Here is a 25,122-nt window from a genome sequence, read left to right as displayed (position 1 = left end):
CTAAAAATGACGGTAAATTTGGGGAGAGTTTCTAAATGATTTATTTTCAATGAAGTAAAAATGTTCATATTTAAATAAAAATTGAAAAGCCTTTATTTCTTCACTCGAAAGCTCCCTGTTTTATTATCAAAAATTATTAAATCTTTTGGGAATAAATCATTAAAAACCCCTTTTTCTATAAGGTTACACGGCAGATCTGTAATAACAGCATCTTTATTCATTACAATTAAAGTATCGCATAATTGAATAGCTAAATCTATTTCATGAGAAGAAAATAGAATAGTTTTGTTGGTTTCTTTAGCTAGTTTTTGAAGTAGTTTTAAAATATAAGCTTTGTGGTACATATCTAGATGTGTGGTGGGTTCATCCAGAATAATTAAATCGGTATCTTGAACCAAAGCACGTGCAATCATAACTTTTTGTAGTTGACCATCGCTTAGTTCGTAACATTTTTTATGTTTTAGACTATCAATATTTGTTTGAAGTAAACATTGCTTTATAATTTGAAAATCTTCGCTAGTTAAATTTCCAACCCAATTAGTATAAGGTTGACGACCTAGAGCCACCAACTCAAAAACAGTTAAGTTTTTTGATCCCAGAGATTCTGTAAGGACTAAGCTTAATGCTTTAGCTAAATTAATATTTGAATAGTTTTCTAAAGATGTATTATTAATTGTAATGCTCCCACCTAGTTTATGCTGAACATTAGTAAGTGTTCGTAATAATGTAGACTTTCCAATACCGTTTGCTCCAATAAGTCCAACAAGTTCTCCTTTATGTAATTCAATATTTATGTTAGAAGCTATAATCGTTTTTACTTTTTTAGAAGTATAACCAATGGCTAAATCCTGGGTTTTTAAAACGATATGTTGATTGTTATTTGTCATTAAAATACCATTTTTCGTTTTCTAACTAGTAACCAAATTATAACAGGTGCTCCAATTAAAGAAGTTATAGCATTAATTGGTAAGGTAAGGTCGCTTGAGGGTAATTGTGCAATACTATCACAAATAAGCATGACAATAGCGCCAAATAAAAAAACTGCAGGTAATAATATCTTATGGTTGGAGGTGTTAAAAATTTGTCGTGTCATATGTGGGATAGCTAATCCAATAAATACGATAGGACCTGCAAAAGCAGTAATGGTCCCTGCTAATAAGCTGGTAGCAATGATTATAAATAATCGACTTGTTCTTATATTTAACCCTAAGCTTTTTGCATAATTTTCTCCTAATAATAATGTGTTTAATGCCTTAATGGAGACTAAACTCATTAATATACCTATGACATAAATTATAAAGAAAATAAATAATTCGTGCCATGTAAGATTCCCTATGCTACCAAAGCCCCAAAAAATATATTGTTGTAATTCTTCAGCAGAACTAAAATAGGAGAGAACGCTAACCGTAGCAGTAGTAATACTACCAAACATTAAGCCTATAATTAATATGGCCATGGTGTCTCTAACTTTATTAGATATGATTAGAACAAATAAAAGTACCGTAAAGCTACCTAAACTGGCTGCAATTACAATACTCCATTTGGAAACAAATATTCCAGCAAATGCACCACCAAAAAGAGAGGCTCCCATAATAACTAAAGCCACGCCTAAACTGGAACCAGATGTAATTCCTAAAACGAAAGGGCCCGCCAGCGGATTTCTGAATAGGGTTTGCATGAGCAATCCAGAGATTCCCAAACCTGACCCAACGATAATAGCTGTTAAAGCTTTTGGTAATCTGTATTCGTGAATAATATGTTGCCAGGATGCATTTCCTGTTGGGTTTCCAATTAAACCGTTAAAAACATCTTGAAAAGGAATGAAAACCGAGCCTAAGCTAATATTTGCGCAGAAACACAGAAGAAGTACTAAAATTAATACTGTAAATGATAGTTTATATGTTTTAGTCTCTGGCAACTATTTTAAACGTTTAAAAAAGAAAAGTTCATAATCATTTAATAATTCTGGATGTGCAATTTTTATAAAATCTTTTAAAATTAAATCAGGCCGTAAAGTCCCCAATTCGTAATAAAACAACCCTCCTTTTGCACCTTTTTTTTCAGTATAAGTATATACATTGTTGTTTTTATAAGCATCAAAAAAGGCATAACCTTTATGTTCATATAACATTTCTTTTTTCGTGTCAAAGTTTCCGGACCCTATCCATAATTCTGCATTTTGAGCTTTCTCTAATACATTTTCAAAGTTCAGTTGTATACTTCCGTTACTATCATTTTCTTTCCAAAGATAATCGGTATTGGCATCTTCTAAATATTTAGCAATAAAACTTTTACCTCCAGGAACACTCCATATATCTTTAAAAGTAGAACCAGACATCACTGTTGGTTTTCTAACGATATTTTTTGCTGCTTCTTTTGCTTTTAAATAATTGGCTTCTATAGTTTTAAAAATGGAATCGGCTTCTTTTTCTTTATTATAAAATGCCGCTACAAATTTAATCCATTCAGATCTTCCTAAAGGGTGTTGCTCAGTCCAAGCACCATCGAGGACTACTGGAATGCCTAATTTCTCTATTTGATCTAATTTTTTATTAACCCCATTAACCGAAAAACCGAGTACCATTTCTGGATTTAACTCTAAAAGTAATTCAATGTTGAGCTCTAAATCGTTACCTAATTCTTTAATGTCTCCATTATCTACACGTTTCCTTGCTTTTTCAGAGCAAATGTATTTTGTATTGGGAAAACCAATTAAACTGTTGCCCACTCCCAAATAATCCAAAATAGAAATATTGGTTGTAGAAACAGCAACAAGGGTTTTTATTGGTATTTCTATTATTTTAGTATTGTTATCATGCTTTGGTCGTTTTTTGCCTTTATTTACTAATAAATAAGTAAAGATTTTATTGCTATTTGGCCATGCGGAATTAACAACCACTTTTTTATAATCTTCATAATTAGTAATGGAGAAGCCTTTAGCGTAACTAATAATTTCTTCAGTTCCCTCTGATTTATTTATAGAAACCGCTGTTTGTCGATTCTCCTTTTTACAGGATGTAAGAAGTACAGAACATGTTACTAAAAGAATTAAAAAACGCATGGAAAAGTAATTAAGGTCTAAAGGTCTTTATTTTTTTTGAAAAACTATAGTCTTCCGATAATTATAATTTTACTGAATTAGTATTTATTAAAAACGGGTTATATTTTAATTTCAGAAATAAGCTTTAACGAATTATCTTCTTTTTTAAGATGAAAAACATCACCGTATTGAATTTTAATACGAAATGATTTCTCTAAAGAAATGTTTAAAACAGATGAAAGAAATGCTCGTATAGGGCCAGCATGGCTTACTATTATTAGAGGCTGTTTATCATGTGATTTTATAATGTCTTCAAAGAAACTATTTATTCTTGATGCCAAATCAATATAGGATTCTCCATTAGGAACTCTGGTATATACAAAATCTTCCATCCAGGGGTTTAATATTTCTTCAGAAATATCATTCCATGGTTTCATTTCCCAATCTCCAAAATCAAGTTCTTTTAAACGATCATCAAAAAGGACAGGAGATCCTAAATGATTTGCTAACAACGCACATCGTTTTAACGGGCTACTTTTTATAGTACATTTTTTGCTATTAGGGATTTGTTGTTTTATAGTTTTAAATTCTTCAAGATAAGTGTCAACTAAGTTTAGATCGGTTTGTCCGTAACAAACTCCTTTTTCAATGTTGGGAGTTGTATGTCTAATTATATAAATTTCCATAAGGCTACGACACTTAAATAAAATACAATTTCACATAACTGCTGGACAGCTCCTGCGCAATCTCCTGTTTGTCCACCTAACCATTTCTTAAATTTAGTGCCTAGATAGATTTTTGCTAAATAACATGGAATAATAGCTATGAAAATTAAAGGTTTATTGAAAAATAATAATGGCGTTACCCCAAACATAGCACTAATAAGGAGCATATTTATAGTGATATTTTTTGCGGCTGGTTTTGCTTTACTATCCTCAGCATCTCTAACATAAGGATGTGTGTAAATTAATGTAGTTGCTATAAACCTACTTAAACTATGTCCTGCAATGATCGTTATTGGAATAAAATGAATAGGAACCTCTCTTAGTGCTGAAAATTTAATGGCAAGCATTAACATCAGCCCAGTGACACCATAGGTTCCTAAGCGGGAATCCTTCATAATAAGAAGAATTTTTTCTTTAGTCCATCCACCTCCAAATCCGTCACAAACATCTGCGAAACCATCCTCATGAAATGCTCCTGTTATGTATATGGTAGCAACCATGCTAAGTAAAAGTGCTATTTCTGTAGAAAGAATAAAAGAAAAACCATAAAAAACTAAAGCGCCTATACTACCAACAATAACACCGACTAGCGAAAAATACTTAGCACTTTTTGAAAGATATTCGGGATTGTGATCTACCCACCTCGGGCAAGGAATTCTTGTAAAAAACATGACGGCTGTTAAGAAAATTTGGAGTTCCTTTTTCATCTGTTTGTATTAATTAATTTTTAACCATACTCATTTCTAATTAGCTACAGTTTCCTCGCTTACCCCGGCCGTATCAAAACTCGCCATATTATTTAAAAAATTCACCGATGCTTGTAATAGTGGTATTGCTAATGCAGCTCCTGTACCTTCACCTAGTCTTAAGCCTAAAGATAATAGCGGTTTTGCATTTAAAAAGGCTAACATTTTTATGTGTCCTTTTTCATTTGAATTATGAGCAAATACACAATAGTCTAAAACATTTTTATTTATTGCCTGCGCGGCCAATAAGGCGGCAGTTACAATAAATCCGTCAACAACTATGATCATTTTTAGTTCTGCTGCTTTTAAAATAGCACCACAAAGCATGGCTATTTCAAAACCACCAAAAATTGATACAGCTTCTAAAGCATTTTTGGGATTGTGTTTTTTTAAAACTTCAGATAAGATTTGTTGTTTTTTACTGATGCCTTCTTTATTTAATCCTGTGCCTGCACCTACACATTCAGAAATAGGCATTTTTGTAAAATATGACATAAGTAACGCTGCAGAAGAGGTGTTGCTAATTCCCATTTCTCCAAAACCAATGGTGTTTGTGCCTTCGTTTTTAAGTTTAGAAATAATGTTACCACTTTTATTAATAGCCTTTTCGCATTGTTCTAATGTCATAGCGGGTTCTTCCTGATAGTTATTAGTGCCAAAATCAATTTTAGCATTAATAATATCAAGTGCTTCAGGGAACTTATGGTTTACTCCGGCGTCAACTATCTTTAAGTTTAGGTTATTGGTATTGCTGAAAATATTTATGGCGGCACCACCATTTACAAAATTATAAACCATTTGAGCCGTTACTTCTTGCGGAAAAGGATTTACTTCTCCCTTAGTTGCAATACCATGGTCGCCTGCAAATACAACAATAGAGGGACTAGATATCTCTGGGTTTAAAGTATTTTGGATACAACCAATTTTTAAAGCTAAATGCTCCAAGAGCCCTAAAGCACCTAAAGGTTTTGTTTTAAGGTCAATCTTTTTTTGAAGCTCAAGTTTTAATTTAGAATTGTTTATAGATGTTATGGTGTGCGTCATTATTTTAGAGTTAAAGGGATTCCTGATACCATCATAGTTGCCTTATTTGCATGTTTAGCAATATGTTGATTCATCCAACCTTGAAGTTCTGTAAATTTTCTACCTATTTCTGTTTGGGCATGTACACCCATGCCAATTTCATTGGAAATTATAATGATGGTCGCATCTATATCAAGTAATTTTTCAAATTCAGATTTAGCTAATTCTAAGCTTTTTTCAATATCATTTTTGGTGTCTACAAAGAAATTAGTAAGCCACAGTGTTACACAATCAATAACGACCACATCTTTCGGGTTTATCATTTTAGAAAGAACTTTTTCTTCTTCAACAGACGTCCATCTTTCATCTCTATCGGCAATATGTCTATCAATTCGTTTTCTATGATCATCATCCCAAACACGTGATGTAGCAATATATTTAGGAGTTTTTGAAAGAGATAACGCTAAGTCTTGTGCGTAGCGACTTTTTCCTGAGCGTTCGCCTCCTGTTATGTAAAAAATCATATCCAGAAAATTATTTATTGTATTTGCAAAGATTAAATATTTTATATGAATAAAGCGAGAAGTGTACTCTTAATTCTAAAATTGATTAGTATATTTGCAGCGAATTTTGGTTCTGTTCAGTTTTAAATTGAACGGATTAAAAGGGAATCAGGTGAAGTGATTGCCGATTGTAGATAGATGGCTTACGAATTTTTGAATTCTAAAATCTAAATCTAAAATCTAAAATCTCGAGTCCTGAACTGTTCCCGCAACTGTAAGCTGTAAGCTTCATGTTAAACTTCTAGTCACTGGATTTTTTCTGGGAAGACGAACATGAAGACGCAAGTCAGGAGACCTGCCATTTTCAAAACAAAATAAGCTAAACTTTCGGGATAAAAGTTAATTATGAGGAGAATTCTAATTGTATCGATATTTTATATAGTTTGCTTTAATGGCACGGCTCAAAATGATAGTCTGGTGAATCGTTTAGAGGAGGTTGTCATTCAGGCCGACAAGAAATTGAAAAAACATTCTGTAGGATATAAAGTTATTACTTTAAGTGATTCTGTTATATTGAGAAATACAGAATCGTTTACTTCTTTATTACGTTTTAATTCGCCTTTATACTTAAGAGAGTATGGATCGGGAGGAACGAGTTCTGCTAGTTTTAGAGGTACCAGTGCGTCAAACACTGCTGTAATTTGGAATGGTATTAATATCAATTCTATTAATAACGGTCAAACCGGGTTTAACTCGTTAACAGTGAGCTTGTTTGATGCGATAGATGTAAGGAGTGGAGGAGGGAGTTTGGAATATGGATCTGGAGCAGTAGGAGGTACCATCCATTTAAGTGACCATTTACAGTTTACCAATACCAAGCAAATTAAAAACCAATTAAAGGCTTCTCTTGGAAGTTTTGAAACTTACAGAGGCTTGTATAAATTTAAATTCTCAAATTCTAAGCTTGCTATTAACTCTGGTGTTTCTTATAACCAATCTGAAAACGATTATAAGTTTTTAAATACAGATTTTAAGAATACAAATGGTGCTTACGAGAATTTTGGATTAAATGCAAGTGTTGCTTATTCGTTAACAAAGTCTTCTAAATTAAAATTCTATAGTGCTAATTACTTAGGAGAAAGATTTTTTTCTGGCGAATTGCCAAACCCATTATCTGCTAATGATAAGTATCAAGATTTTAGCCATAGAAACTTATTGGTTTACACACTTGAAAAACCAAGGCTAAGTCACGAGGCTAAATTTGCTTTTTTAACTCAGGAGTATCGATATTTTGAAGATAGAACTTTAAGCACATTTAATTTTGGAAAGTCCAAACGTTATCTTGTTAATTATAATGTTTCTTACAGTTTCCCTGAATTAAAAGCTAGTATAACCTCTTATTCAGAGTATGAATCTGCTTTTGGAAAAACAGATCAAATCACGGAAAGAAATAGAAAACAATTTTCTCAATCTTTAATTTATAATCAGAATATCAATAGCTTGGTGTCTTTCGACGCTAAACTTAGAAAAGATTTTAATTCAGATTATGACGTCCCATTTACTTATGCTTTAGGGATAAAAGTAAAACCATTCAGGAATTTGTTTTTTAGAGCCAATGGTTCTAAAAACTTTCGGGTACCAACTTACAATGATTTGTTTTGGCCGGGACAAGGGAATTTGGATTTAATACCCGAAACAGCTTTACAGGGAGAATTTGGAATTGGTTATAAGAACAATCAATTTTTAATTGATATCGGAGTATTTTACATAAATGCTAAAGATAAAATAGTTTGGACACCCGGAGGGGATCCTGACAAACCTGGAGTTTGGGTACCAATAAATCTATCAGAAGTTAATAATAAAGGTATGGAAGTATCTTTGTCATTTAATAGAACTTTTAATAAACATATTGTAAAGCTTAATATGAACTATAGTTATACTGTGGCAACTAATAAGGCTACAGACAATCAACTAATTTTTGTGCCTAAGCATTTACTTAATGGCAATCTAGGGTATACTCATAAACGATTTAGTTTTTTTTATCAGCAGTTAATCAATGGTAAAGTGTATACGACAGAAAGCAATTCTAACGACTTTGTAATACCTCATTACTTTGTGGCCAATACAGGATTGGACTATAAACTTTTAAATCTTCAAAATAAACAATTAACAATTGGTCTTAAGGTAAACAACATATTTAATAAATATTATGAGGTACAACCTAGAAGACCTATGCCTAATAGAAATTTAAACTTTAATATAAACTATAAATTCTAATCAATGAAAATCAATAAATTAATATCAAAAGCCTTTATTTTAAGTGCGTTATTTTTAGCATCTTGTAGTGATGATGATTCACCGCAACTACCAAAAGGGGACTACGAAAACGGAATTCTAATTAGCGGAGAAGGTAGTGGAGCAGGAACAGGCTCTATCTCTTTTATTTCAAATGATTTGACCACAACAGAAAATCTTATTTATAAAAAAGTAAATACTAATGAATTGGGTGTTTATTTGCAATCAATAACTTTTGATAATGATAGAGCATTTATTGTTGTAGATAATACAAATTCAGTTACAGTTGTAGATAGGTATACTTTTGAAGATAAGGCTACAATAACTACAGGCTTAAATAAACCCAGATATATGGAAACTGTAGATAATAAAGGGTATGTAACTAACTGGGGGTCTACGGCAGATGAAACAGATGATTTCATTGCTATTGTTGATTTAAATACATATGCTGTAGACGGAACGATAGCAGTAGGGAACGGACCTGAAAGAATTATAGAAAGTAACGGCAAATTATATGTGTCTCATAAAGGAGGGTTTGGTACTAATAATATCATATCTGTAATTGATTTATCAGATAATAGTGTAGAAACTATAACTGTTGGTTATAAACCGGATGAGATTTTTGTAAATACTAAGGGCGAGTTAGTTGTTTTATGTGGAGGAAATGAATCCTGGACAGGAAATGAAACTATAGCATCAATTGTTAATATAAATATGTCTACAAATACAGAGGTGTCAGCTTTAACCTTTGCGGATGGTGAACATCCATCTTTAATGGTATTAGATAATGGTATGCTATATTATGAATTAGGAGGAAAAGTATATTCAATTGATGAAGATGCAACAGCATTATCTTCTACATCAATAGTAGAATCACAAGGGTATTTATATGGAATGGAAGTGAAAGATGACAAAATATATTTATTGGATGCGGATTTTACAGATTTAAGCGAGCTAAATATTTATGATTTATCAACTAAAAATAAAATAACTACTAAGGCTATAGCTTTAGGAGCTTCTAAAATTTATTTTAATTAAGAATTAGTATTTTCTACCAAAATTCTTAACTACTTTATTAAATGCCGCTAAAAGCGGCATTTTTTATTTAGACACCTGTTTTATTAAAGGAATAAAAGTTTCAATAGATTACTAACTATAATATAATTATGAGTTTTTTGGTATTAAATCACAATACCAAACCCCATATTTATCAGTTTTACAAATAGAATCATCTGTTTTTGGGGCGTTGTATTCTCGATATACTTTTTCGCCTATGGTAAACGGAATGGGTTTGTTAAAGATGGGGCCATCAAAACAAAAGGTATGAAATTCACCATTTTCACCACACGGATCTACACCTTCAGGTAAGTTGTCAATAAAATTTTTATCTATAATGGTACCAACAAAATCTTCATTAAAATATTTAGAATTGGCGCACACAATAATCGTTTTAAAACCTAAATCTAAAAATTCATAAATCAGTTCTTTAGTGTCTCGTTTCCAAATAGGAAAAACTGCTTTTAAGCCGACTTCAGCTAATTGGTTTTCACGATAAGTTTTTAAATCTTCAAGGAAAATATCACCAAATGCACTGTGTGTAAAACCATCACCTTTTAACCGAGTAACAATGTCTGTCATTTTTTGCTCGTAGATTTCCATACTTGGCATTTCGGGCAATTCAATAAGACTCGATTTTATATTCAGGGCGCTGGTCTGCGCAAGTAATAACTCTTTTCGAAGTCCATGCATAGACACCCGATTGTAATGACTATTTACTGTGGTAATGAGCTCTTCAACAGCATAGCGTTTGTTTTGCAATAAATGATGAAGTGCCAATGCAGAGTCTTTTCCAGAACTCCAATTGAAATAGGTTTTGGTTTTATTCAAATTATAATCCTGTTGGTAGTTTTTTGTTTGTGTACATACCTTTAGAAAAAGGAAGTAAATCTTTGCTATCTCCTATAAAATGTACAGATGTAGCCTTTTCAGTGATAGATCGCCCTGTGCCTGTTATTTTAGCAATTGCAGCGGCAAGAAGCGGTTCATTTATATCGCCTAAAACGCCTAGATTATTTATGCTTTCAGATAATACATTTCCGGTTTCAGGAGAAAGTCCATCAAAATAATCGGTTACACCATCGATATTTAACGATTTAAATATTAATGGTTGCATGGCATATGTATGGCCAGGGTTAGCTCCGCTACGTCTAAAGTTCTCAGAATCGTATAATGTTGTTGATGCTTGATATTTACCAGCTGTTGCTGTTCCAATTTGTACAACATCAATGTACGGCTTTAATGAATTAATAACCAATTCACTAGCAGAAGCACTACTACGGCTAGTTAATACGTAGACCTTATTTAGATTTAAACTATTTAAAGGTGTACCCTCATTATTATTTACGAATCGATTGATTAATGACTCTGGATTATCATTTTGAAAAGCTTGTTGTAATTCACTATTCCATTGTTCTGTACTAAAAACATCACCATTAAATTGTCCAGTAACTAAACTAGATAACATGATAGCTGTATTAACAGATCCGCCAGGATTGTAACGTAAATCGAGAACTAGCTCTGTAGTATTAGCGTTTTTAAATGTTCCGAAGGTATCATTTAATTCAGCATTAAATTGTTCGGTTCCTGTAAAACCATTATACATTAAATAAGCAACTTTAGTTCCGGCTATATCCAACACAGAATTAATAAAAATTGGATTTTCTGTGTATTGAGATTTTGATAATGAGACACTTTCGGAGCTTTGATCTATGGAATCATCAGAATTATCTGGAGTATCATTATCATTATAGCTACCCAGATTAACTGTGTAATTACTCTGATTTAAAAGAGATCTGTAGTTGTTAGTCGTAAGTTGTGTACCATCAATTCCATAAAAAATATCACCTCGCGTAACACCTTTAGAATCAGCATCAGTATTAGGCAACACGTGCGTTACAAAACCATAAATATTAGTATCTGTTGAAGAAAATTGAAATATTTTAAACTCCATGCCATTGCTTGTCGATATACCACTAAATAACTGTTCTAATGCAATATAATCGTCAACAATCCAGCTAAACCTATCTATTGTTTCTCTTTGATATATTAAACTTTCAAATAACTCTTCAGGCTTAGAAAAACTATTTAGATAATCAGCATAATCTTGGTTATTGGAAAATCTATCATTAGCAAGATTAGGAATGTTCTCTTTATAGAGGTAAAATGCGTTCATGCCTTTCCAAACAAAATCATTTATTTCACTTGCAGTAATGGCAATGTCATCATCATCTTCAAAACAACTTGTTGTTAAAAAGGTAAGTGCAAGTAATAGAATTAGGGCTTTAAAATATTTCATAGCTTTTTTTTTATAAACGTTTAGTCTTTAAAACTCTAAATTTACTTACATTATTATATAATTAAAAATATTTTGTAACAAAATAGAATATAGGTCGTCGTAATATCAAATAGCAATAATAAAGCTGATTTAACTAAACCAAACCATCAATGACTCAAGTAGAGTTTTTAAATATTGTAATGCCTTTTAAAGATAAAGTCTTTCGTTTAGCAAAGCGATTGCTTGTATCTACCGAGGAAGCTGAAGATGCAACACAAGAGGTTTTGTTGAAATTGTGGAATAATAAAAAGAAGATTCAGGAATATAAGAATGTAGAAGCTTTTTCTATGACAATGACTAAGAATTTTTGTTTTGATAAATTAAAATCTAAACAAGCTCAAAATTTAAAAATTGTACATAGTAATTATGAAGATGGAAACACACCATTACAAAAACAAGTTGAATTAAATGATAGTGTAGATTGGGTTTCAAAAATTATTGAGGAGTTACCCGAACAACAAAGAGTCATCATTCAATTACGAGATATAGAAGAATATGATTTTGATGAGATTGCAAAAATGCTGGATATGAATAATACAGCGGTACGTGTAAATTTATCGAGAGCAAGAAAAACAATAAGAGAGAAATTAACTAATACACATAATTATGGTATTAAATAATATAGAAAAATTACTAGAAAAGTATGAAAACGGTGAAACAACGCTAAAGGAAGAGCAGCAGTTAAAACACTATTTTTCGCAAGAAACTGTAGAGCCACATTTAGAAATGTATAAGCCCATGTTTGCATATTTTTTGGTAAACCAACAAGAACAATTTACTAAAGACGTCCCGTTAAAAACTAAACGTACTTTTAATTACAAATGGATTTCTGTCGCTGCAGTTGCTGTTCTTATGTTAGGGTTTTATTTTAATCAACCTAATGATGTTGGTACAATTGAAGATCCACAGCTTGCTTTTAACGAAGTATCAAAAGCTTTGGAAATGATTTCAAGCAATTTTAATAAAGGAGTCTCTACTGTAAATTACCTAAACGAAGTAAATAAAGGTACTGCTACACTGGGTTATCTTAATGAAATTGAAAATACCACAAGTATAATTTTTAAAAATTAACAAGTAAAAAACGAAGAAATGAAAACAATAATAAATTTTAATAAGGAAAAGATGAATAAAAAAATAATTGTATTTATACTGGCATTGATGTTATTACCATTAACAGGAATGGCGCAAAATATTTTTGATAAATACAGCGATAATTCCGATGTTACTTATGTATCCATAAAGCCTAAAATGTTTCAAATGATAGCAAAAATGGGAATCAATGTAGAAGATGCTGAAGCTAAAGCTTATGTGGATATGGTAAAAAGTATCACTAGTTTTAAAACAATTGTAACAGATAATAAGGCTATTTCTGGAGACATCAAAAAATGGGTAAAATCTCGTTCAAGTTCTTTAGAAGAATTAATGGAAGTTAAAGATGATGGTACCGAAGTGAAATTTTATGTAAAAGAAGGTAAAGATGCAGATCATGTAAAAGAACTTTTAATTTTTGTAAATGGTATCGATAAGGCTATGAAAGGGCAAGGTGTTGAAATTAATGGCGAAACCAGAAAAATAGAAACGGTAATAGTAGCGCTTACAGGAGATATAGATCTAAATGAAATCTCTAAACTTACTGATAAAATGAATATTCCGGGAGGTAAACATTTGGAAAAAAAGAATTAAAAAAAAATCATCAATCATAATAATAGCATATCTAAAAATCTCAATAATTATGGAGATTTTTAGATATGCAAATTATATCTGACCATCATAATCATACAACAAAAAAATATACACAGATGAAACGAACAATCAAACATGTTTTATACACTTTATTTACAGCAATTATTTTAGTGAGCTGTGCTAGTAATGCAAGTTTACAAAGCTATTTTGTAGATAATCAAGAAGCATCAAATTTTATTTCACAAGACCTTCCCTTATCAATGGTTAAATTAGACCAAACTACTTTTTCAGAGGAACAAAAAGAGGCCTATAACTCAGTAAATAAATTAAATTTCTTAGGATATAAGGCTAATGAAAATAATGCCGAAGCATTAAAAGCAGAGATAAAAATAATAAAAGCTATTTTAAAAGATTCTAAGTATAAGGATTTAATGGAATTTAACGATAAAGGAAGAAAAATTAGTGTAAAGTATATTGGTACTGATGATGAAGCTGATGAAGTGGTTGTTTTTGGACACGCTAAAGAGCTTGGTTTTGCTATTGTTCGTGTATTGGGTGATGATATGAGTCCAGATAAAATGGTCACTCTAATTACTGCTTTGCAAAAGGCTAATGTTGATGAAAATCAAGTACAAGATATCATGAATTTCTTTAAATAATTTATAGTAATGTTAATTAATTAAACTCTTAAAGACTTAGGTCTAGGGGTTCCTTTTAAAGATTTTCATCCTCGCTAAGCGAGGAACAAAAAAGGTTTGCCAATATTTCGGCAAGCCTTTTTATTTTGAGTCATCATTTTGATTTTCTGTATCCTCTTTCTGATTCAATTTTGAATAAAAAAGATTAGCAATAATTGTTAAAAATATGATGGTAAGAAGCGTTAAAACAATAAAATTTTTCAAGATGTCTAAAATTCCAGCAACAAAAATACCACAAGCCATTAGACCACAAAGTAATAAAGATTGCTTATCGTTTAACATATACCTGATTTTTAGATTCCTGTATAATTACTAGGTGTAATACGTTTTAATTCTTCTTTTATTGTATTTGAGACCTCTAAAGTATCAATAAAATTAGAAATAGAATCTTGATTAATTTTAGTATTGGTTCTCGTTAAGCCCTTTAAAGCTTCGTATGGATTTGGGTATGCTTCACGACGTAGAATGGTTTGAATGGCTTCAGCAACCACAGCCCAATTATTCTCTAAGTCTTCAGCAAATTTAGATTCATTTAAAAGTAATTTATCAAGACCTTTTAAAGTGGATTTAAACCCGATAAGTGTATGTCCAAAAGGGACTCCTACATTACGTAGAACAGTACTGTCTGTTAAATCACGTTGTAATCTGGAAATAGGAAGTTTTGCCGATAAATGTTCGAAAAGGGCATTGGCAATGCCTAAATTCCCTTCACTATTTTCAAAATCAATCGGGTTTACTTTATGTGGCATTGCAGAACTTCCAACTTCACCTGCTTTAATTTTTTGCTTGAAATAGTCCATGGAAACATAAGTCCAAATATCTCGATCTAAATCAATTAAAATAGTGTTTATACGTTTTAAAGTATCAAACAATGCAGCCATATGGTCGTAATGTTCAATTTGAGTTGTTGGAAATGAATGTTGTAAACCTAGTTTTTCTTGCACAAATTTAGAACCAAATGCTTTCCAATCAATAGTAGGATATGCTACATGGTGTGCGTTAAAATTACCAGTAGCACCACCAAATTTAGCTGCACTAGGAATATCATTTAATAAATTAAATTGTTCTTCTAAACGTTTTACGAAAACCTCAATTTCTTTTCCCAAACGGGTAGGAGAAGCTGGTTGCCCATGTGTTCTGGCAAGCATAGAAACAGATGCCCAATCATTGGTTAATTCTTTTAATCTATTTAAGACATTAAAATATTCAGGAACATATACATCGTTCATCGCTTCCTTAATACTTAAAGGAATAGCTGTATTATTAATGTCTTGCGAAGTTAATCCGAAGTGGATAAATTCTTTATATTGTGATAGATTTAAAGCCTCAAATTTTTCTTTTATAAAATATTCAACAGCTTTAACATCATGATTTGTAACACTTTCAATTTTTTTGATCGCTAAAGCATCATCTTCAGAGAAATCTTTATAAATGTTTCTTAAATCATCAAAAATGGTAATATCAATATTTTTAAGCTGTGGTAACGGAATTTCACAAAGCGCAATAAAATATTCAATTTCTACTAAAACCCGATATCTTATAAGTGCTTCTTCAGAAAAATAGGGGGCTAATTCGTTAACTTTACTTCTATATCGTCCATCAATAGGAGAGATGGCATTTAATGATGATAATGACATTATTTATGTGTTTTTTTGGAAGTTGCAAAGATACGTTTTTGATTTGCGTTTTCTGGTATTTGATTTACGATTTTTTAAGCGACCTTGCGTTGCTTTTCTTTATTTTAAGTAACGTACGTTTTGCCCGTGCTTTAAAAGCAGCACTTTGTTTTTGGAAATCTTGCTCTAAAATCTGTGTTAATTCGGGATGAATCCAATCATTATCCCTTCCATAAAGAAATAAAGATTCCATAGCATATACTTTTGGTGCTACTTTTTGGTCACTAATCATCCAATCAAAACAGGCTTCAATAATTCGTTCCTTATGTTGTGGACTCAATGTGTTTTTTATTGTATTAGGGTTTTTAGAATAGTATTCTTTAGTAATAAATTCACAGACTTTGGATACAGGACGTACAGACGAATCTAAATGAATTTTATTAATGTTTTTAGTAAACGTTTCTAAATATGGAACAATAGCATAAATATACTTCGCACAAACAAACTCGAAGACCCAAGCTGCACGGGACGATACTTTATCATCAACCATAAATAAAATGTCTATTAGTTTAGGGAATAAGCCCATATCGTTTAAAACCATATTGGCATATTTCATTCGATTTTCCCGAGAGGCATTTATATAGCTTAATTCTTTATAGAATTCTTCTAAAGACATAAGATAATTTTATCTATTTTAGATATCTAAAATACCATAATGAAATGAGCATTATAGATGACTCAATATTAATAAAAATGTTTTATATGTGTAGGGTATCTAACAATTAAAAATAATAAATATATCCATATGAAACGAGCATTAATAAATTTTAAAAATATATTCAAAAAAGAATATGTTTAAAATTTTTAATGAGAGAGCGAAGCGGTTGCATACGTTCTCAATTTTTTAATTAATCTATTATCATAATAATTACAAAAATTTAAACGTATGAAAATAATAAAAAAGATATTCCTGTTGTTAGTGATCGTATTTATCATCGCTCAATTTTTCGGTCCAGAAAAGAATGAAGGCGACATCGTATCGATAGAGGCTTTTTTTAATGAAACAAACCCGCCAGAAGACGTTAAAACTATTTTAAAGGAGAGTTGCTTTGATTGCCATAGTGATGTTACAAGATATCCTTGGTACAATTATATTACGCCTGTGAATTATTGGTTGGCAGACCATATAAAACATGGAAAAAAACATTTTAATGTATCAAGTTGGGAAGGGAATTCTGTAAAACGAAAAGATCATAAATTTGAAGAACTTATAGAGATGGTCGAAGATAAAAGCATGCCTCTTAACTCATATACCTGGACACATACAGAGGCTAAACTTACAGAAGAGCAAGTAACTGCTATTATTGATTGGGCAAAACAAGTACGTTTTAAGTATAGTTTGGTTCCTAAACCAGAGTGAGGAATTAGGAATTATGAGTTAAAAATTAGGAAGTAAGAATTAGGAATTAGGAATTAGGAGTGAGAAGCCTAGGAACCAACAACAAGCAACCATTAACCAACAATTAATTAAAAACATTCGTGAATTAGTGACAAAAAAACTTTTAATTATTGGTTTTGTTTGGCCAGAACCTAAAAGTTCTGCTGCTGGTAGTAGAATGATACAGCTTATTCAGTTTTTTCAAGCTCAGAATTATGAAATAACATTTTCTAGTCCCTGTGCTAAAAGTGATCATGCTTTTGATTTGACTATTATAGGAATTGACCAAATTGCTATTGAATTAAATAATACTAGTTTCGATGTTTTTGTAAAAGAGCTACAACCAGATATGATCTTGTTTGACCGTTTTATGATGGAAGAACAATTTGGTTGGCGTGTTGTAGAACAATGCCCAAATGCGTTAAGAATTATAGATACAGAAGATTTACACTGTTTACGAAAAGGAAGACAACAAGCTTTTAAAGACGGCAAAGAATTTGATAAAACTTATTTATTCAACGATATAGCAAAACGGGAAATAGCGAGTATTTATAGAAGTGATTTAAGTTTGATTATTTCTGAGGCAGAAATGGACATTCTTAAAAATGAATTTAAGGTGGATGATACTTTATTACATTATTTGCCCTTTATGTTAGACGAAGTATCAGAAAAAACTATTGAAAGGCTTCCAAATTTTCAAGCACGTCAACATTTTATAACCATTGGTAATTTTTTGCACGAACCCAATTACAATGCGATGTTATATTTAAAAGAGACTATTTGGCCATTAATAAAAAAACAATTACCAAAGGCAGAACTGCATATCTATGGAGCCTATGCATCTCAAAAAGTAAATCAGCTTCATAATGATAAAGAACGATTTTTAATTAAAGGGTTTGCTAATGATGTTAATAAAGTTATGCAGCAAGCGAGAGTTTGTTTAGCATCAGTAAGATTTGGAGCGGGTTTAAAAGGGAAATTGATTGATGCGATGCAAAATGGCACGCCTTGTGTTACCACTATAGTTGGAGCAGAAGGCATGTTTGGAGATTTAAAACCTAATGGGTTTATAGAAGATTCCCCGGAAATATTTGCAAATAAAGCAATACAATTATATGTTGATGCGTCATTATGGAGAGAGAAACAACAAAAAGGTTATAAGGTTTTTAACGAACGCTTTAATAGACAAGAACATCAACAAAAATTCTTTTTAAGAATAGAAGAAATCGTTAAACAATTAAAGGAACATCGACTTAATAATTTTATGGGACAAATGTTGCAGCATCACGGTTTACAGAGTACTAAGTTTATGAGTAAATGGATTGAAGAGAAGAATAAAAACTGAAAACACACATACCTTTATTAATTTTTATAACTAAAAATCTTAGGTTAAGGTTTAACTTCATTAATTATAGATTGCTGTTTTCCAGAAGGTAGTAGAGGAATATTATCAACAAATTTTAATGTAATACTAGCGTTCTGTCCTAAATAGTTTTTGAATTCATTAATAAATTCGTCTTCCTTTTTAAAAGGTTTATTTTTTACTATAAGTTTAAATAAGTATTCGGTTTTAGTTTTTTGTATAATTTGTCTTTGTGTAATTTCTTTATAATTATTAATCAATAGTAATATACTAGTAGATAATATTTCTCCGGATGTATTTCGGATCATATCCATTTTCCTTCCTTCTATTTTTTCGAGAACCTTTCGGGTTTTATTATTATGAATTAAGTCAGACATAATTCCTACGTCTCCTGTATCATAGCGTATTATAGGCATGTAATAGTTAAATAAGTCTGTTATTACAACCCTACCTAATTCTCCAGGTTTAGCTTGTTTATTATTGTGTAAACTTAAAATTTCTACATAGTAACTCGCCCAATTAATATCGAAATATTCTTTACACTTAGGTTGTTGTGCTATCATGCCATTCTCGGCATTGGAATATCTGGAAACCATATCAACATTGAAATATTTTTTGACTGATTTTTTTGTAGAAGGATCCAAACGTTCCGAAATTCCTATCACAGATTTAAGATTACAATCTACAGAATCAGACTCTACAGACTCTAAATAATTGCATATTTTATGAAAGATTGAAGCATATCCAATCATACTTTTATTACCAGAGGTATTTTTTATTTGGTCGATTAAATTTTTTATAGAATGGGGAGATAAATTAAAGACGTCAATAGGAATGACATTTTGCATCCAATTTAAAACTTTGTTATTACCTTGAAACATACTCCAAAATCTTAAATAATATAGTTTATATCCTAATTTATACCCTGCTAACTCAGAGAAATAAACAATATCGGCAGTGTTTCTGGCTTTTTTGTTTAAATCTTGAAATACTGTAAAAGAAGCCCCCGTAGATCCACTAGTGGAGACACTTATTTTCTTTTTGTTTTTGTATTTGTATGATTGAAATTTATTATAAGATTCCTTAATTATTTCTTTATTTATGACAGGGAAGTTTTGAATGTTAGAAGGATTAATATTGTTATAAAGAGGGACAGAATTAGCAGCATGTGTCATTATTTTTTTTAGGTAACGGCTTCTTTTCTTTGAAGACATTGAATTTTCGGGAAATTCGATCATATTTTTTATATCATCATAGTGCTTTTTTATTTTCCCTCCTTTAATAAAATCTAAAGACCAAAAGATGGATTGCCTTAATTTTTCTCCTTTTCTCAACTTTTACGCTTTTAAATTATAAATAATTAATGCTTAAATTAACCAAATTATAAATAAATATTAGGTTTTTTGTTAAAAATATATAAATAGTTAAATGGATTAAAGAAAAGAATAAATAAAATAATTAATAGAAAATGAACAGAATACTTTTTGTTTTAAGTTTTGTACTGGTATTATCATCTTGTAAAGCCAGTAAAATAAAAAAAATTGAAGTTGTTAAGTTAGTCGAAACAACTAAAAGTTGGAATGGAGACAAGCTTCCAAATTACCCAGAAGGAAACCCAAAAATTACGGTTTTAAGAATAACTATTCCGCCTAAAATGAAATTGCATAAACATTACCATCCTGTTATCAATTCGGGTATTCTGTTAAAAGGAGAATTAACTGTTGTAGATAAGGATAAAAAGGTTTTAGAACTTAAAGCGGGAGATGTTATTGTGGAACTTGTAAACAAAATACATTATGGCATAAATAAAGGTAATAAACCAGCCGAAATTGTGGTGTTTTATGCAGGAACGGAAGATTTACCTATTACAGTTATTGAAAAAGATTAGTGTTTAATTATTTTTAAAGTGTTTCCTAAAATGAACCTTTAAAGCCATTAAAGAACCCTTTATCAATCACCTTTATTTAGCATATTTGAAATTTTTGAGACACCAACTGTAGCAGGTTCGGTAATAACAGTTAAATTTTCTTTACTGCTAATATTAGGTTTGGGGTCTACAAAATAAGTAGGTGTATTATGAGGGACATAATGCATCAAACCCGCAGCAGGATATACTTGCATAGACGTGCCAATAATGAGTAAAGTATCTGCAGTTTCACAAATAGAAACCGCTTTTTCAATCATAGGCACATCTTCACCAAACCAAACAATATGCGGCCGTAATTGGTAGCCTTTTTTACATGTGTCTCCTAAAACCAAATCCGTTTGCCATGCTTGTATATCACTTTCATTACCAGTGCTTCTTACTTTTAAAAGTTCACCGTGTAGATGAATGACGTTATTACTTCCTGCGCGCTCATGCAAATCATCTACGTTTTGTGTTATAATGGTAACGTTAAAGTTGTTTTCAAGTCTAGCTAAATCATAATGAGCTTTATTAGGTTCCACTTCGAAAAGTTGTCTACGACGTTGATTATAAAAGTCTAAGACCAATTCAGGGTTTGCCTTAAAGCCTTCGGGTGTTGCAACCTCCATAACATCATGACCTTCCCACAAACCATCAGCATCTCTAAAGGTTTTAATACCACTTTCGGCACTCATTCCGGCCCCAGTTAGTACAACTAAATGTTTTTTCATGTGTGTATGTCTATTGTTTTTTATAGTATGTAATATCCATATAATCATTGTCCTTGGGTATCGAACTTTTAGTTATGGATATTTCATAATTATAAAAATAGTCATTATTTGTCATTTCTGTGAAGACCGGAATCCACACTTTTTTCTTAAATTCGATATTTTACTAAAACATGATTGATTTAAAACTTTTAGAGCATTTAGAAACTTACTTAACAGAAAACCGTAAAACACGTTTTGATAGTGTTCTATCTCAACGTACTAAACATTTTACTGTGGCAACCGAGGATGTTTATCAATTACATAATACAAGTGCGGTAATACGTAGTTGTGATGTGTTTGGCATACAAGAGGTTAATATTGTTGAGGAACAAAACTCGAAACACATTGATAAAGAAATAGCAATGGGATCCCAAAAATGGGTGGATTTAAATAGATACAGCACAGTAAGCGATTGTATTTTAGGTTTAAAAGAAAAAAACTATCAAATAGTGGCTACCACACCTCATACAGATGATTGTAAATTACATGAGTTTGATATCACTAAAAAATCATGCTTTTTCTTTGGAAGAGAAACCGAAGGATTATCTCAAGAAGTTATGGATGCTGCCGATTGTTATTTAAAAATACCCATGGTTGGTTTTACCGAAAGTTTAAATATTTCGGTATCTGCAGCAATCATTTTACAGCATGTCACTACCAAACTAAGGCAAACAACCATTAATTGGCAATTAACTGAAGAAGAGATGTTAGATAAACGGTTGGACTGGATTACAAAAACTATTAAAAGTTATGATGAGATTGTTGCCCGTTTTTATGGTCAGAAATAATTTTTGTAATTTTAAAACAATTAATTAATAATTTGGTAATCATGTATATAGCTCTTTATGTTGTCCTTTCAATTGTTGGTCTATTCATTCTTTTAGCCCTCTTAGCTCCTAAAAAGTATCAAGTAAATCGAAGTATTATCATTAATAAACCGCTTCCAGAAGTATTTCAATACTTAAAGCATATAAAAAATCAAGATGACTGGTCTCCCTGGAAAAAGAAAGATCCTGATATGAAACAAGAATTTGTTGGTAATGATGGTGAAATTGGATTTATAGCCAAATGGGATGGTAATAAAGATGTAGGTCTGGGAGAGCAAGAAATTACAAATATTGTTGAAAATAATCGTGTGGAAGCCAGATTACGGTTTTTTAAACCCTGGAAATCTGAGTCTGATGCCATTACAAGTGTTGAAGATATTGGTGATGGAAATACAAAAGTAACTTGGGGCTTTTCTGGAATTAATAAAGTGCCTGCAAATATTTTTATGATGCTGTATAATGTTGATAAGCATGTGGGAAAAGATTTTGAAGAAGGTTTAGCGAGTTTAAAAATAATTTTAGAAAAATAGAAATTATGGAAAATAATATGGTAGGTTGGTTTGAGATTCCTGTAATTAATATGGATCGCGCCATAGCTTTTTATAATGCAGTATTCAAAATAAAAATACAAGCACAGGATTTTGGAGGTACTTTAATGGGATGGTTTCCATTTGAAGAAGGAAAGCCAGGAGCTGCGGGTTCTTTGGTCCAAAATCAGGCCTATGAGCCAAGTGATAAAAAGGGAGCTTTGATTTATTTCAACTCAGAAGATGTTAACAACGAATTGAATAGGGTGGAAGATGCTGGTGGAAAAGTGATTCAAGCTAAAACACAAATTTCACCAGATGTTGGCTATATGGGTATTTTTATTGATAGTGAAGGGAATCGAATAGCGCTACATTCCAGGGCATAAAAAAGAGGAAGCAAAAAGAGTTATTCAGAGTCCATCGATAAAAAAACTAACTATAGACGACGTAATCGAAGATGCTCGAAAATGATAGTTCTACAGTCTCCCTGAGCGCAGTCGAAAGGTTTGTAAGACACTATCCCATATAAAGCGTGTAAATTAAAATTTTGAGGGCTTAATCTTTTTAGAGTTTTTTATATTCTTTTACTTCTGCTTCGGCTTAGTACTTTATATTCTTCATAACACTCGCTAATAGCATCAAGTATTTGTAAGTCGTTTGCAGTTTGTATAAAGCCTTTAGAATAATCACATTGACTTACAATCTCATCTAAATCAACACGGTCTACTTGTAATAAAACAGTGAGCATTTCCCTATCAAAACGCGATGCTAGTAATGTTCTAATTTCATCATCCTCTTTCATCTTTTTTAACTTTCGTAATTCGTTTGGTTTTTTACCAAACATACGATGTAAAAAATCGGCAGGATTAAAAATAGATCCAATAATTTTGGTTATAGCACTTTTAGAACCAGCTTCATAGCCTGTACTAGGTAACCCGGAAATACTGTAACGATAATTATTATTGACCACAGGTAGTTGTTTTATATCAACTTCTAAATACCCTGTAAGTTTTAGTTGGTTTACAACTACTTCTTCAAGAGCTAAAGCCAATTCTGTTAATTCAATATTAGAGCTTCCAAACTTTAACCAGTCGTTAGTAACTCTAACTTTTATAGATTTAAAACCTAAATACGAAAAATGTAGTGTATCGTTTGTTTTGGCAGAGATCTCAAATTCTCCTTTTTTATTGGTAGTCGTACCAATTACTTGATTGAGGTTAACAATGTTAACATTCTCGAGAGGTATATCATTTGATGAATTAATAACAACCCCAATAACTTTATCAGCTTCTTGTCCCACACAAATAGCGGAAGTCCATATAAAAGCAAAAAAAAGTAGGTAGTTTTTCATCTGTGTATATTGTCATTAAAATTCAATAGCTAAAATACTAAACAAAACGGCAAAAGTTATGGTTTAGTCGCAATTTGACTAAAAATTAACAAAAAAGTTTAAATTATAATATGAATTAAAGTTTTTTATGAAGGTTGAAAGTGTAATAAGAATTTGAACTTTATTGGTTTTTGTATCCTAATGCATCATCTTGGAATGACATTTTTTATTCAGTAAGCCCATTAATGATTAATAAATCGATTGAATCTGAATTAATGAGTTCAATTAATAAACTTATTCAAATTAAAGAGAGTTCTAATATCGAGGAAAACTTTGATAATTCAGTCATTTATAATTTCCAGATAGCACCAGACGATTTTTACACTATTATTATTTAATTAGGAGCATTAAAACTGATTATAAAAAAACGAGGAAAAAAGGCGAGTTGATGACACAAATACTTATTGGAATTTATCTAAATATGGAGATGATTTAATAACGAAAATGAGAGCCCTGAAAAAATAAAAACCTTGGCTAAGCCTTATAAAATTAATTGCTAGTGTAAGCTTATTTACGAAAATCCTCGCGAATTTTCTATTCGGTTTGTATTTGCTAAATTAGTTGCTTAAAACATGGAACTAGTCATACAAAACTGTCTTAGCCAATTAGAATGAAATACCTTATCGAAAATATTATTCAGCAGCTAGAGGAAGTCCAGAAAGGAAAATTATGGATAGGTAGTACTTTTAATGGCAAATTGAATCAAGTAGATGAAAATTCGGTTTTTTTAAGACCAATTGAAAATTTGCACAGTGTTGCGGAAATAATTTCCCATTTGACACTATGGAGAAAAGAGACCATTTTGAAAATCCAGACTAGGAAAGGAAGTAAGACAGACGATTGTGAGGAAAATTGGTTGACTAATGATAAGCTCGAAATTGTAGGCTGGGATAATATTAAATCAGAATATGATAGAACTTTGTCGGAATTGATTGACTTATTGAAATCGAAAGACGATGAATTCTTGAATGGACTATATTATGATACAGATTTTAAGGGCAATTATAAGTATGGTTTTGTAATTAACGGCATGCTACATCACGATATTTATCATTTAGGACAACTTGGAATAATCATAAAATATTTGAAAGAAAACAACAAATGCTAACAATACTACCTATTTAATTCAAAAAAGCAATAGGTTGTAACCCTTCTTATTATAACAAATAAGATGATAT

28 protein-coding genes and 1 riboswitch are annotated in these 25,122 nt (G+C 31.2%); of the genes, 13 read left to right on the top strand and 15 right to left on the bottom strand.

The features are described from left to right. Window positions 1–92: 92 nt before the first annotated feature. The 7 genes from Q4Q47_RS02120 to Q4Q47_RS02090 form a co-directional block, all read right to left on the bottom strand. Entirely contained in the window at window positions 93–887 is a 795-nt protein-coding gene (locus Q4Q47_RS02120) for an ABC transporter ATP-binding protein (protein ID WP_303305005.1), read from the bottom strand. Beyond that, complete coding sequence (locus tag Q4Q47_RS02115) at window positions 887–1,918, bottom strand: FecCD family ABC transporter permease (protein WP_303305004.1); 1,032 nt, start codon at window positions 1,916–1,918, stop codon at window positions 887–889. Before Q4Q47_RS02115 ends, Q4Q47_RS02120 begins: the two co-directional genes overlap by 1 nt. Continuing rightward, window positions 1,919–3,061 carry an ABC transporter substrate-binding protein gene (locus tag Q4Q47_RS02110; protein WP_303305003.1) on the bottom strand — a complete coding sequence of 381 codons (1,143 nt, stop codon included), beginning with the start codon at window positions 3,059–3,061 and terminating at the stop codon, window positions 1,919–1,921. It abuts the gene before it with no gap. Between the two features lie 98 nt (window positions 3,062–3,159). Next, entirely contained in the window at window positions 3,160–3,726 is a 567-nt protein-coding gene (cobC, locus tag Q4Q47_RS02105) for an alpha-ribazole phosphatase (RefSeq protein ID WP_303305002.1), read from the bottom strand. Further along, window positions 3,711–4,472, bottom strand: a complete 762-nt coding sequence (locus tag Q4Q47_RS02100) for an adenosylcobinamide-GDP ribazoletransferase (RefSeq protein ID WP_303305001.1) — start codon at window positions 4,470–4,472, stop codon at window positions 3,711–3,713. Before Q4Q47_RS02100 ends, cobC begins: the two co-directional genes overlap by 16 nt. A gap of 36 nt (window positions 4,473–4,508) precedes the next feature. Continuing rightward, entirely contained in the window at window positions 4,509–5,555 is a 1,047-nt protein-coding gene (gene cobT / locus Q4Q47_RS02095) for a nicotinate-nucleotide--dimethylbenzimidazole phosphoribosyltransferase (protein WP_303305000.1), read from the bottom strand. Next, window positions 5,555–6,058, bottom strand: coding sequence for a bifunctional adenosylcobinamide kinase/adenosylcobinamide-phosphate guanylyltransferase (locus tag Q4Q47_RS02090; RefSeq protein ID WP_303304999.1), 504 nt, complete (start codon window positions 6,056–6,058; stop codon window positions 5,555–5,557). The genes cobT and Q4Q47_RS02090 overlap by 1 nt, the downstream gene beginning before the upstream one ends. Before the next feature lie 90 nt (window positions 6,059–6,148). Continuing rightward, a riboswitch (cobalamin riboswitch) is annotated at window positions 6,149–6,414 on the top strand. Window positions 6,415–6,442: 28 nt separating this feature from the next. On the opposite strand from Q4Q47_RS02090, the gene Q4Q47_RS02085 reads away from it, so the two are divergent. Together Q4Q47_RS02085 and Q4Q47_RS02080 are read left to right on the top strand one after the other, a co-directional pair. Continuing rightward, on the top strand, window positions 6,443–8,314 hold the full coding sequence (locus tag Q4Q47_RS02085; protein ID WP_303304998.1) for a TonB-dependent receptor domain-containing protein: 1,872 nt from the start codon (window positions 6,443–6,445) through the stop codon (window positions 8,312–8,314). 3 nt (window positions 8,315–8,317) lie between these two features. After that, entirely contained in the window at window positions 8,318–9,370 is a 1,053-nt protein-coding gene (locus Q4Q47_RS02080; protein WP_303304997.1) for a YncE family protein, read from the top strand. 126 nt (window positions 9,371–9,496) lie between these two features. On the opposite strand, the gene Q4Q47_RS02075 is transcribed toward Q4Q47_RS02080, so the two are convergent. After that, complete coding sequence (locus tag Q4Q47_RS02075) at window positions 9,497–10,219, bottom strand: Dph6-related ATP pyrophosphatase (protein WP_303304996.1); 723 nt, start codon at window positions 10,217–10,219, stop codon at window positions 9,497–9,499. A 1-nt stretch (window position 10,220) separates the two neighbouring features. After that, complete coding sequence (locus tag Q4Q47_RS02070; RefSeq protein WP_303304995.1) at window positions 10,221–11,687, bottom strand: S41 family peptidase; 1,467 nt, start codon at window positions 11,685–11,687, stop codon at window positions 10,221–10,223. Window positions 11,688–11,836: 149 nt separating this feature from the next. Here Q4Q47_RS02070 and Q4Q47_RS02065 point away from each other — a divergent pair, with 149 nt between their 5' ends. The 4 genes from Q4Q47_RS02065 (at window position 11,837) to Q4Q47_RS02050 (ending at window position 14,068) form a co-directional block, all read left to right on the top strand. Beyond that, window positions 11,837–12,346, top strand: a complete 510-nt coding sequence (locus Q4Q47_RS02065; RefSeq protein ID WP_303304994.1) for an RNA polymerase sigma factor — start codon at window positions 11,837–11,839, stop codon at window positions 12,344–12,346. Beyond that, window positions 12,333–12,797 (top strand): hypothetical protein, encoded by a 465-nt coding sequence (locus Q4Q47_RS02060; protein ID WP_303304993.1) that lies wholly within the window; start codon window positions 12,333–12,335, stop codon window positions 12,795–12,797. Before Q4Q47_RS02065 ends, Q4Q47_RS02060 begins: the two co-directional genes overlap by 14 nt. Before the next feature lie 18 nt (window positions 12,798–12,815). After that, a complete protein-coding gene (locus Q4Q47_RS02055) occupies window positions 12,816–13,409 on the top strand; it encodes a DUF4252 domain-containing protein (protein ID WP_303304992.1) in 594 nt (197 codons plus the stop codon). A gap of 116 nt (window positions 13,410–13,525) precedes the next feature. Then, window positions 13,526–14,068 carry a DUF4252 domain-containing protein gene (locus Q4Q47_RS02050; RefSeq protein WP_303304991.1) on the top strand — a complete coding sequence of 181 codons (543 nt, stop codon included), beginning with the start codon at window positions 13,526–13,528 and terminating at the stop codon, window positions 14,066–14,068. A 120-nt stretch (window positions 14,069–14,188) separates the two neighbouring features. On the opposite strand, the gene Q4Q47_RS02045 is transcribed toward Q4Q47_RS02050, so the two are convergent. From Q4Q47_RS02045 to Q4Q47_RS02035, 3 genes are all read right to left on the bottom strand, one after another. Then, entirely contained in the window at window positions 14,189–14,389 is a 201-nt protein-coding gene (locus Q4Q47_RS02045) for a hypothetical protein (RefSeq protein WP_303304990.1), read from the bottom strand. A gap of 11 nt (window positions 14,390–14,400) precedes the next feature. Next, window positions 14,401–15,744 (bottom strand): adenylosuccinate lyase, encoded by a 1,344-nt coding sequence (gene purB, locus Q4Q47_RS02040; RefSeq protein ID WP_303304989.1) that lies wholly within the window; start codon window positions 15,742–15,744, stop codon window positions 14,401–14,403. Window positions 15,745–15,808: 64 nt separating this feature from the next. Beyond that, entirely contained in the window at window positions 15,809–16,399 is a 591-nt protein-coding gene (locus Q4Q47_RS02035) for an adenylosuccinate lyase (RefSeq protein WP_303304988.1), read from the bottom strand. Window positions 16,400–16,669: 270 nt separating this feature from the next. On the opposite strand from Q4Q47_RS02035, the gene Q4Q47_RS02030 reads away from it, so the two are divergent. Both Q4Q47_RS02030 and Q4Q47_RS02025 read left to right on the top strand, forming a co-directional pair. Further along, entirely contained in the window at window positions 16,670–17,143 is a 474-nt protein-coding gene (locus tag Q4Q47_RS02030; protein WP_303304987.1) for a heme-binding domain-containing protein, read from the top strand. A 127-nt stretch (window positions 17,144–17,270) separates the two neighbouring features. Further along, window positions 17,271–18,506, top strand: a complete 1,236-nt coding sequence (locus Q4Q47_RS02025) for a glycosyltransferase family 4 protein (protein WP_303304986.1) — start codon at window positions 17,271–17,273, stop codon at window positions 18,504–18,506. 44 nt (window positions 18,507–18,550) lie between these two features. Here the strand turns inward: Q4Q47_RS02025 and Q4Q47_RS02020 are convergent, their stop codons facing one another. Further along, the gene (locus Q4Q47_RS02020; protein ID WP_303304985.1) at window positions 18,551–19,858 is read right to left on the bottom strand and encodes a phenylacetate--CoA ligase family protein; all 1,308 of its coding nucleotides are present in this window, start codon (window positions 19,856–19,858) and stop codon (window positions 18,551–18,553) included. 134 nt (window positions 19,859–19,992) lie between these two features. On the opposite strand from Q4Q47_RS02020, the gene Q4Q47_RS02015 reads away from it, so the two are divergent. Then, window positions 19,993–20,412: a cupin domain-containing protein gene (locus tag Q4Q47_RS02015; protein ID WP_303304984.1), complete on the top strand. Its 420-nt coding sequence runs from the start codon at window positions 19,993–19,995 to the stop codon at window positions 20,410–20,412. Between the two features lie 62 nt (window positions 20,413–20,474). On the opposite strand, the gene Q4Q47_RS02010 is transcribed toward Q4Q47_RS02015, so the two are convergent. Continuing rightward, window positions 20,475–21,161: an SIR2 family NAD-dependent protein deacylase gene (locus Q4Q47_RS02010; protein WP_303304983.1), complete on the bottom strand. Its 687-nt coding sequence runs from the start codon at window positions 21,159–21,161 to the stop codon at window positions 20,475–20,477. Between the two features lie 170 nt (window positions 21,162–21,331). On the opposite strand from Q4Q47_RS02010, the gene Q4Q47_RS02005 reads away from it, so the two are divergent. Genes Q4Q47_RS02005 through Q4Q47_RS01995 form a run of 3 tightly spaced genes read left to right on the top strand, consistent with a single transcriptional unit; the run spans window position 21,332 to window position 22,940 of the window. Further along, the gene (locus tag Q4Q47_RS02005) at window positions 21,332–21,988 is read left to right on the top strand and encodes a TrmH family RNA methyltransferase (protein ID WP_303304982.1); all 657 of its coding nucleotides are present in this window, start codon (window positions 21,332–21,334) and stop codon (window positions 21,986–21,988) included. A gap of 41 nt (window positions 21,989–22,029) precedes the next feature. After that, the gene (locus Q4Q47_RS02000) at window positions 22,030–22,557 is read left to right on the top strand and encodes an SRPBCC family protein (RefSeq protein WP_303304981.1); all 528 of its coding nucleotides are present in this window, start codon (window positions 22,030–22,032) and stop codon (window positions 22,555–22,557) included. A gap of 5 nt (window positions 22,558–22,562) precedes the next feature. Beyond that, window positions 22,563–22,940: a VOC family protein gene (locus Q4Q47_RS01995; protein ID WP_303304980.1), complete on the top strand. Its 378-nt coding sequence runs from the start codon at window positions 22,563–22,565 to the stop codon at window positions 22,938–22,940. A gap of 188 nt (window positions 22,941–23,128) precedes the next feature. On the opposite strand, the gene Q4Q47_RS01990 is transcribed toward Q4Q47_RS01995, so the two are convergent. After that, a complete protein-coding gene (locus Q4Q47_RS01990; RefSeq protein ID WP_303304979.1) occupies window positions 23,129–23,905 on the bottom strand; it encodes a carboxypeptidase-like regulatory domain-containing protein in 777 nt (258 codons plus the stop codon). A 649-nt stretch (window positions 23,906–24,554) separates the two neighbouring features. Here Q4Q47_RS01990 and Q4Q47_RS01985 point away from each other — a divergent pair. Then, the gene (locus Q4Q47_RS01985; RefSeq protein ID WP_303304978.1) at window positions 24,555–25,052 is read left to right on the top strand and encodes a DinB family protein; all 498 of its coding nucleotides are present in this window, start codon (window positions 24,555–24,557) and stop codon (window positions 25,050–25,052) included. Window positions 25,053–25,122: the final 70 nt, after the last annotated feature.

The sequence above is a fragment of the Flavivirga spongiicola genome (assembly GCF_030540825.1).
Lineage (GTDB): Bacteria > Bacteroidota > Bacteroidia > Flavobacteriales > Flavobacteriaceae > Flavivirga > Flavivirga spongiicola.
The sequence above is the reverse complement of the archived record's forward strand: the minus strand, read 5'-3'. Positions and strand labels throughout refer to the sequence as shown.

Bases quoted from the DNA above. Each gene is read 5' to 3' on its own strand.
- Q4Q47_RS02120 (WP_303305005.1), bottom strand. From the start codon at position 887: ATGACAAATAACAATCAACATATCGTTTTAAAAACCCAGGATTTAGCC.
- Q4Q47_RS02110 (WP_303305003.1), bottom strand. From the start codon at position 3,061: ATGCGTTTTTTAATTCTTTTAGTAACATGTTCTGTACTTCTTACATCC.
- cobC (WP_303305002.1), bottom strand. From the start codon at position 3,726: ATGGAAATTTATATAATTAGACATACAACTCCCAACATTGAAAAAGGA.
- Q4Q47_RS02100 (WP_303305001.1), bottom strand. From the start codon at position 4,472: ATGAAAAAGGAACTCCAAATTTTCTTAACAGCCGTCATGTTTTTTACA.
- cobT (WP_303305000.1), bottom strand. From the start codon at position 5,555: ATGACGCACACCATAACATCTATAAACAATTCTAAATTAAAACTTGAG.
- Q4Q47_RS02090 (WP_303304999.1), bottom strand. From the start codon at position 6,058: ATGATTTTTTACATAACAGGAGGCGAACGCTCAGGAAAAAGTCGCTAC.
- Q4Q47_RS02085 (WP_303304998.1), top strand. From the start codon at position 6,443: ATGAGGAGAATTCTAATTGTATCGATATTTTATATAGTTTGCTTTAAT.
- Q4Q47_RS02080 (WP_303304997.1), top strand. From the start codon at position 8,318: ATGAAAATCAATAAATTAATATCAAAAGCCTTTATTTTAAGTGCGTTA.
- Q4Q47_RS02070 (WP_303304995.1), bottom strand. From the start codon at position 11,687: ATGAAATATTTTAAAGCCCTAATTCTATTACTTGCACTTACCTTTTTA.
- Q4Q47_RS02065 (WP_303304994.1), top strand. From the start codon at position 11,837: ATGACTCAAGTAGAGTTTTTAAATATTGTAATGCCTTTTAAAGATAAA.
- Q4Q47_RS02060 (WP_303304993.1), top strand. From the start codon at position 12,333: ATGGTATTAAATAATATAGAAAAATTACTAGAAAAGTATGAAAACGGT.
- Q4Q47_RS02055 (WP_303304992.1), top strand. From the start codon at position 12,816: ATGAAAACAATAATAAATTTTAATAAGGAAAAGATGAATAAAAAAATA.
- Q4Q47_RS02050 (WP_303304991.1), top strand. From the start codon at position 13,526: ATGAAACGAACAATCAAACATGTTTTATACACTTTATTTACAGCAATT.
- Q4Q47_RS02045 (WP_303304990.1), bottom strand. From the start codon at position 14,389: ATGTTAAACGATAAGCAATCTTTATTACTTTGTGGTCTAATGGCTTGT.
- purB (WP_303304989.1), bottom strand. From the start codon at position 15,744: ATGTCATTATCATCATTAAATGCCATCTCTCCTATTGATGGACGATAT.
- Q4Q47_RS02035 (WP_303304988.1), bottom strand. From the start codon at position 16,399: ATGTCTTTAGAAGAATTCTATAAAGAATTAAGCTATATAAATGCCTCT.
- Q4Q47_RS02030 (WP_303304987.1), top strand. From the start codon at position 16,670: ATGAAAATAATAAAAAAGATATTCCTGTTGTTAGTGATCGTATTTATC.
- Q4Q47_RS02015 (WP_303304984.1), top strand. From the start codon at position 19,993: ATGAACAGAATACTTTTTGTTTTAAGTTTTGTACTGGTATTATCATCT.
- Q4Q47_RS02010 (WP_303304983.1), bottom strand. From the start codon at position 21,161: ATGAAAAAACATTTAGTTGTACTAACTGGGGCCGGAATGAGTGCCGAA.
- Q4Q47_RS02005 (WP_303304982.1), top strand. From the start codon at position 21,332: ATGATTGATTTAAAACTTTTAGAGCATTTAGAAACTTACTTAACAGAA.
- Q4Q47_RS02000 (WP_303304981.1), top strand. From the start codon at position 22,030: ATGTATATAGCTCTTTATGTTGTCCTTTCAATTGTTGGTCTATTCATT.
- Q4Q47_RS01995 (WP_303304980.1), top strand. From the start codon at position 22,563: ATGGAAAATAATATGGTAGGTTGGTTTGAGATTCCTGTAATTAATATG.
- Q4Q47_RS01990 (WP_303304979.1), bottom strand. From the start codon at position 23,905: ATGAAAAACTACCTACTTTTTTTTGCTTTTATATGGACTTCCGCTATT.
- Q4Q47_RS01985 (WP_303304978.1), top strand. From the start codon at position 24,555: ATGAAATACCTTATCGAAAATATTATTCAGCAGCTAGAGGAAGTCCAG.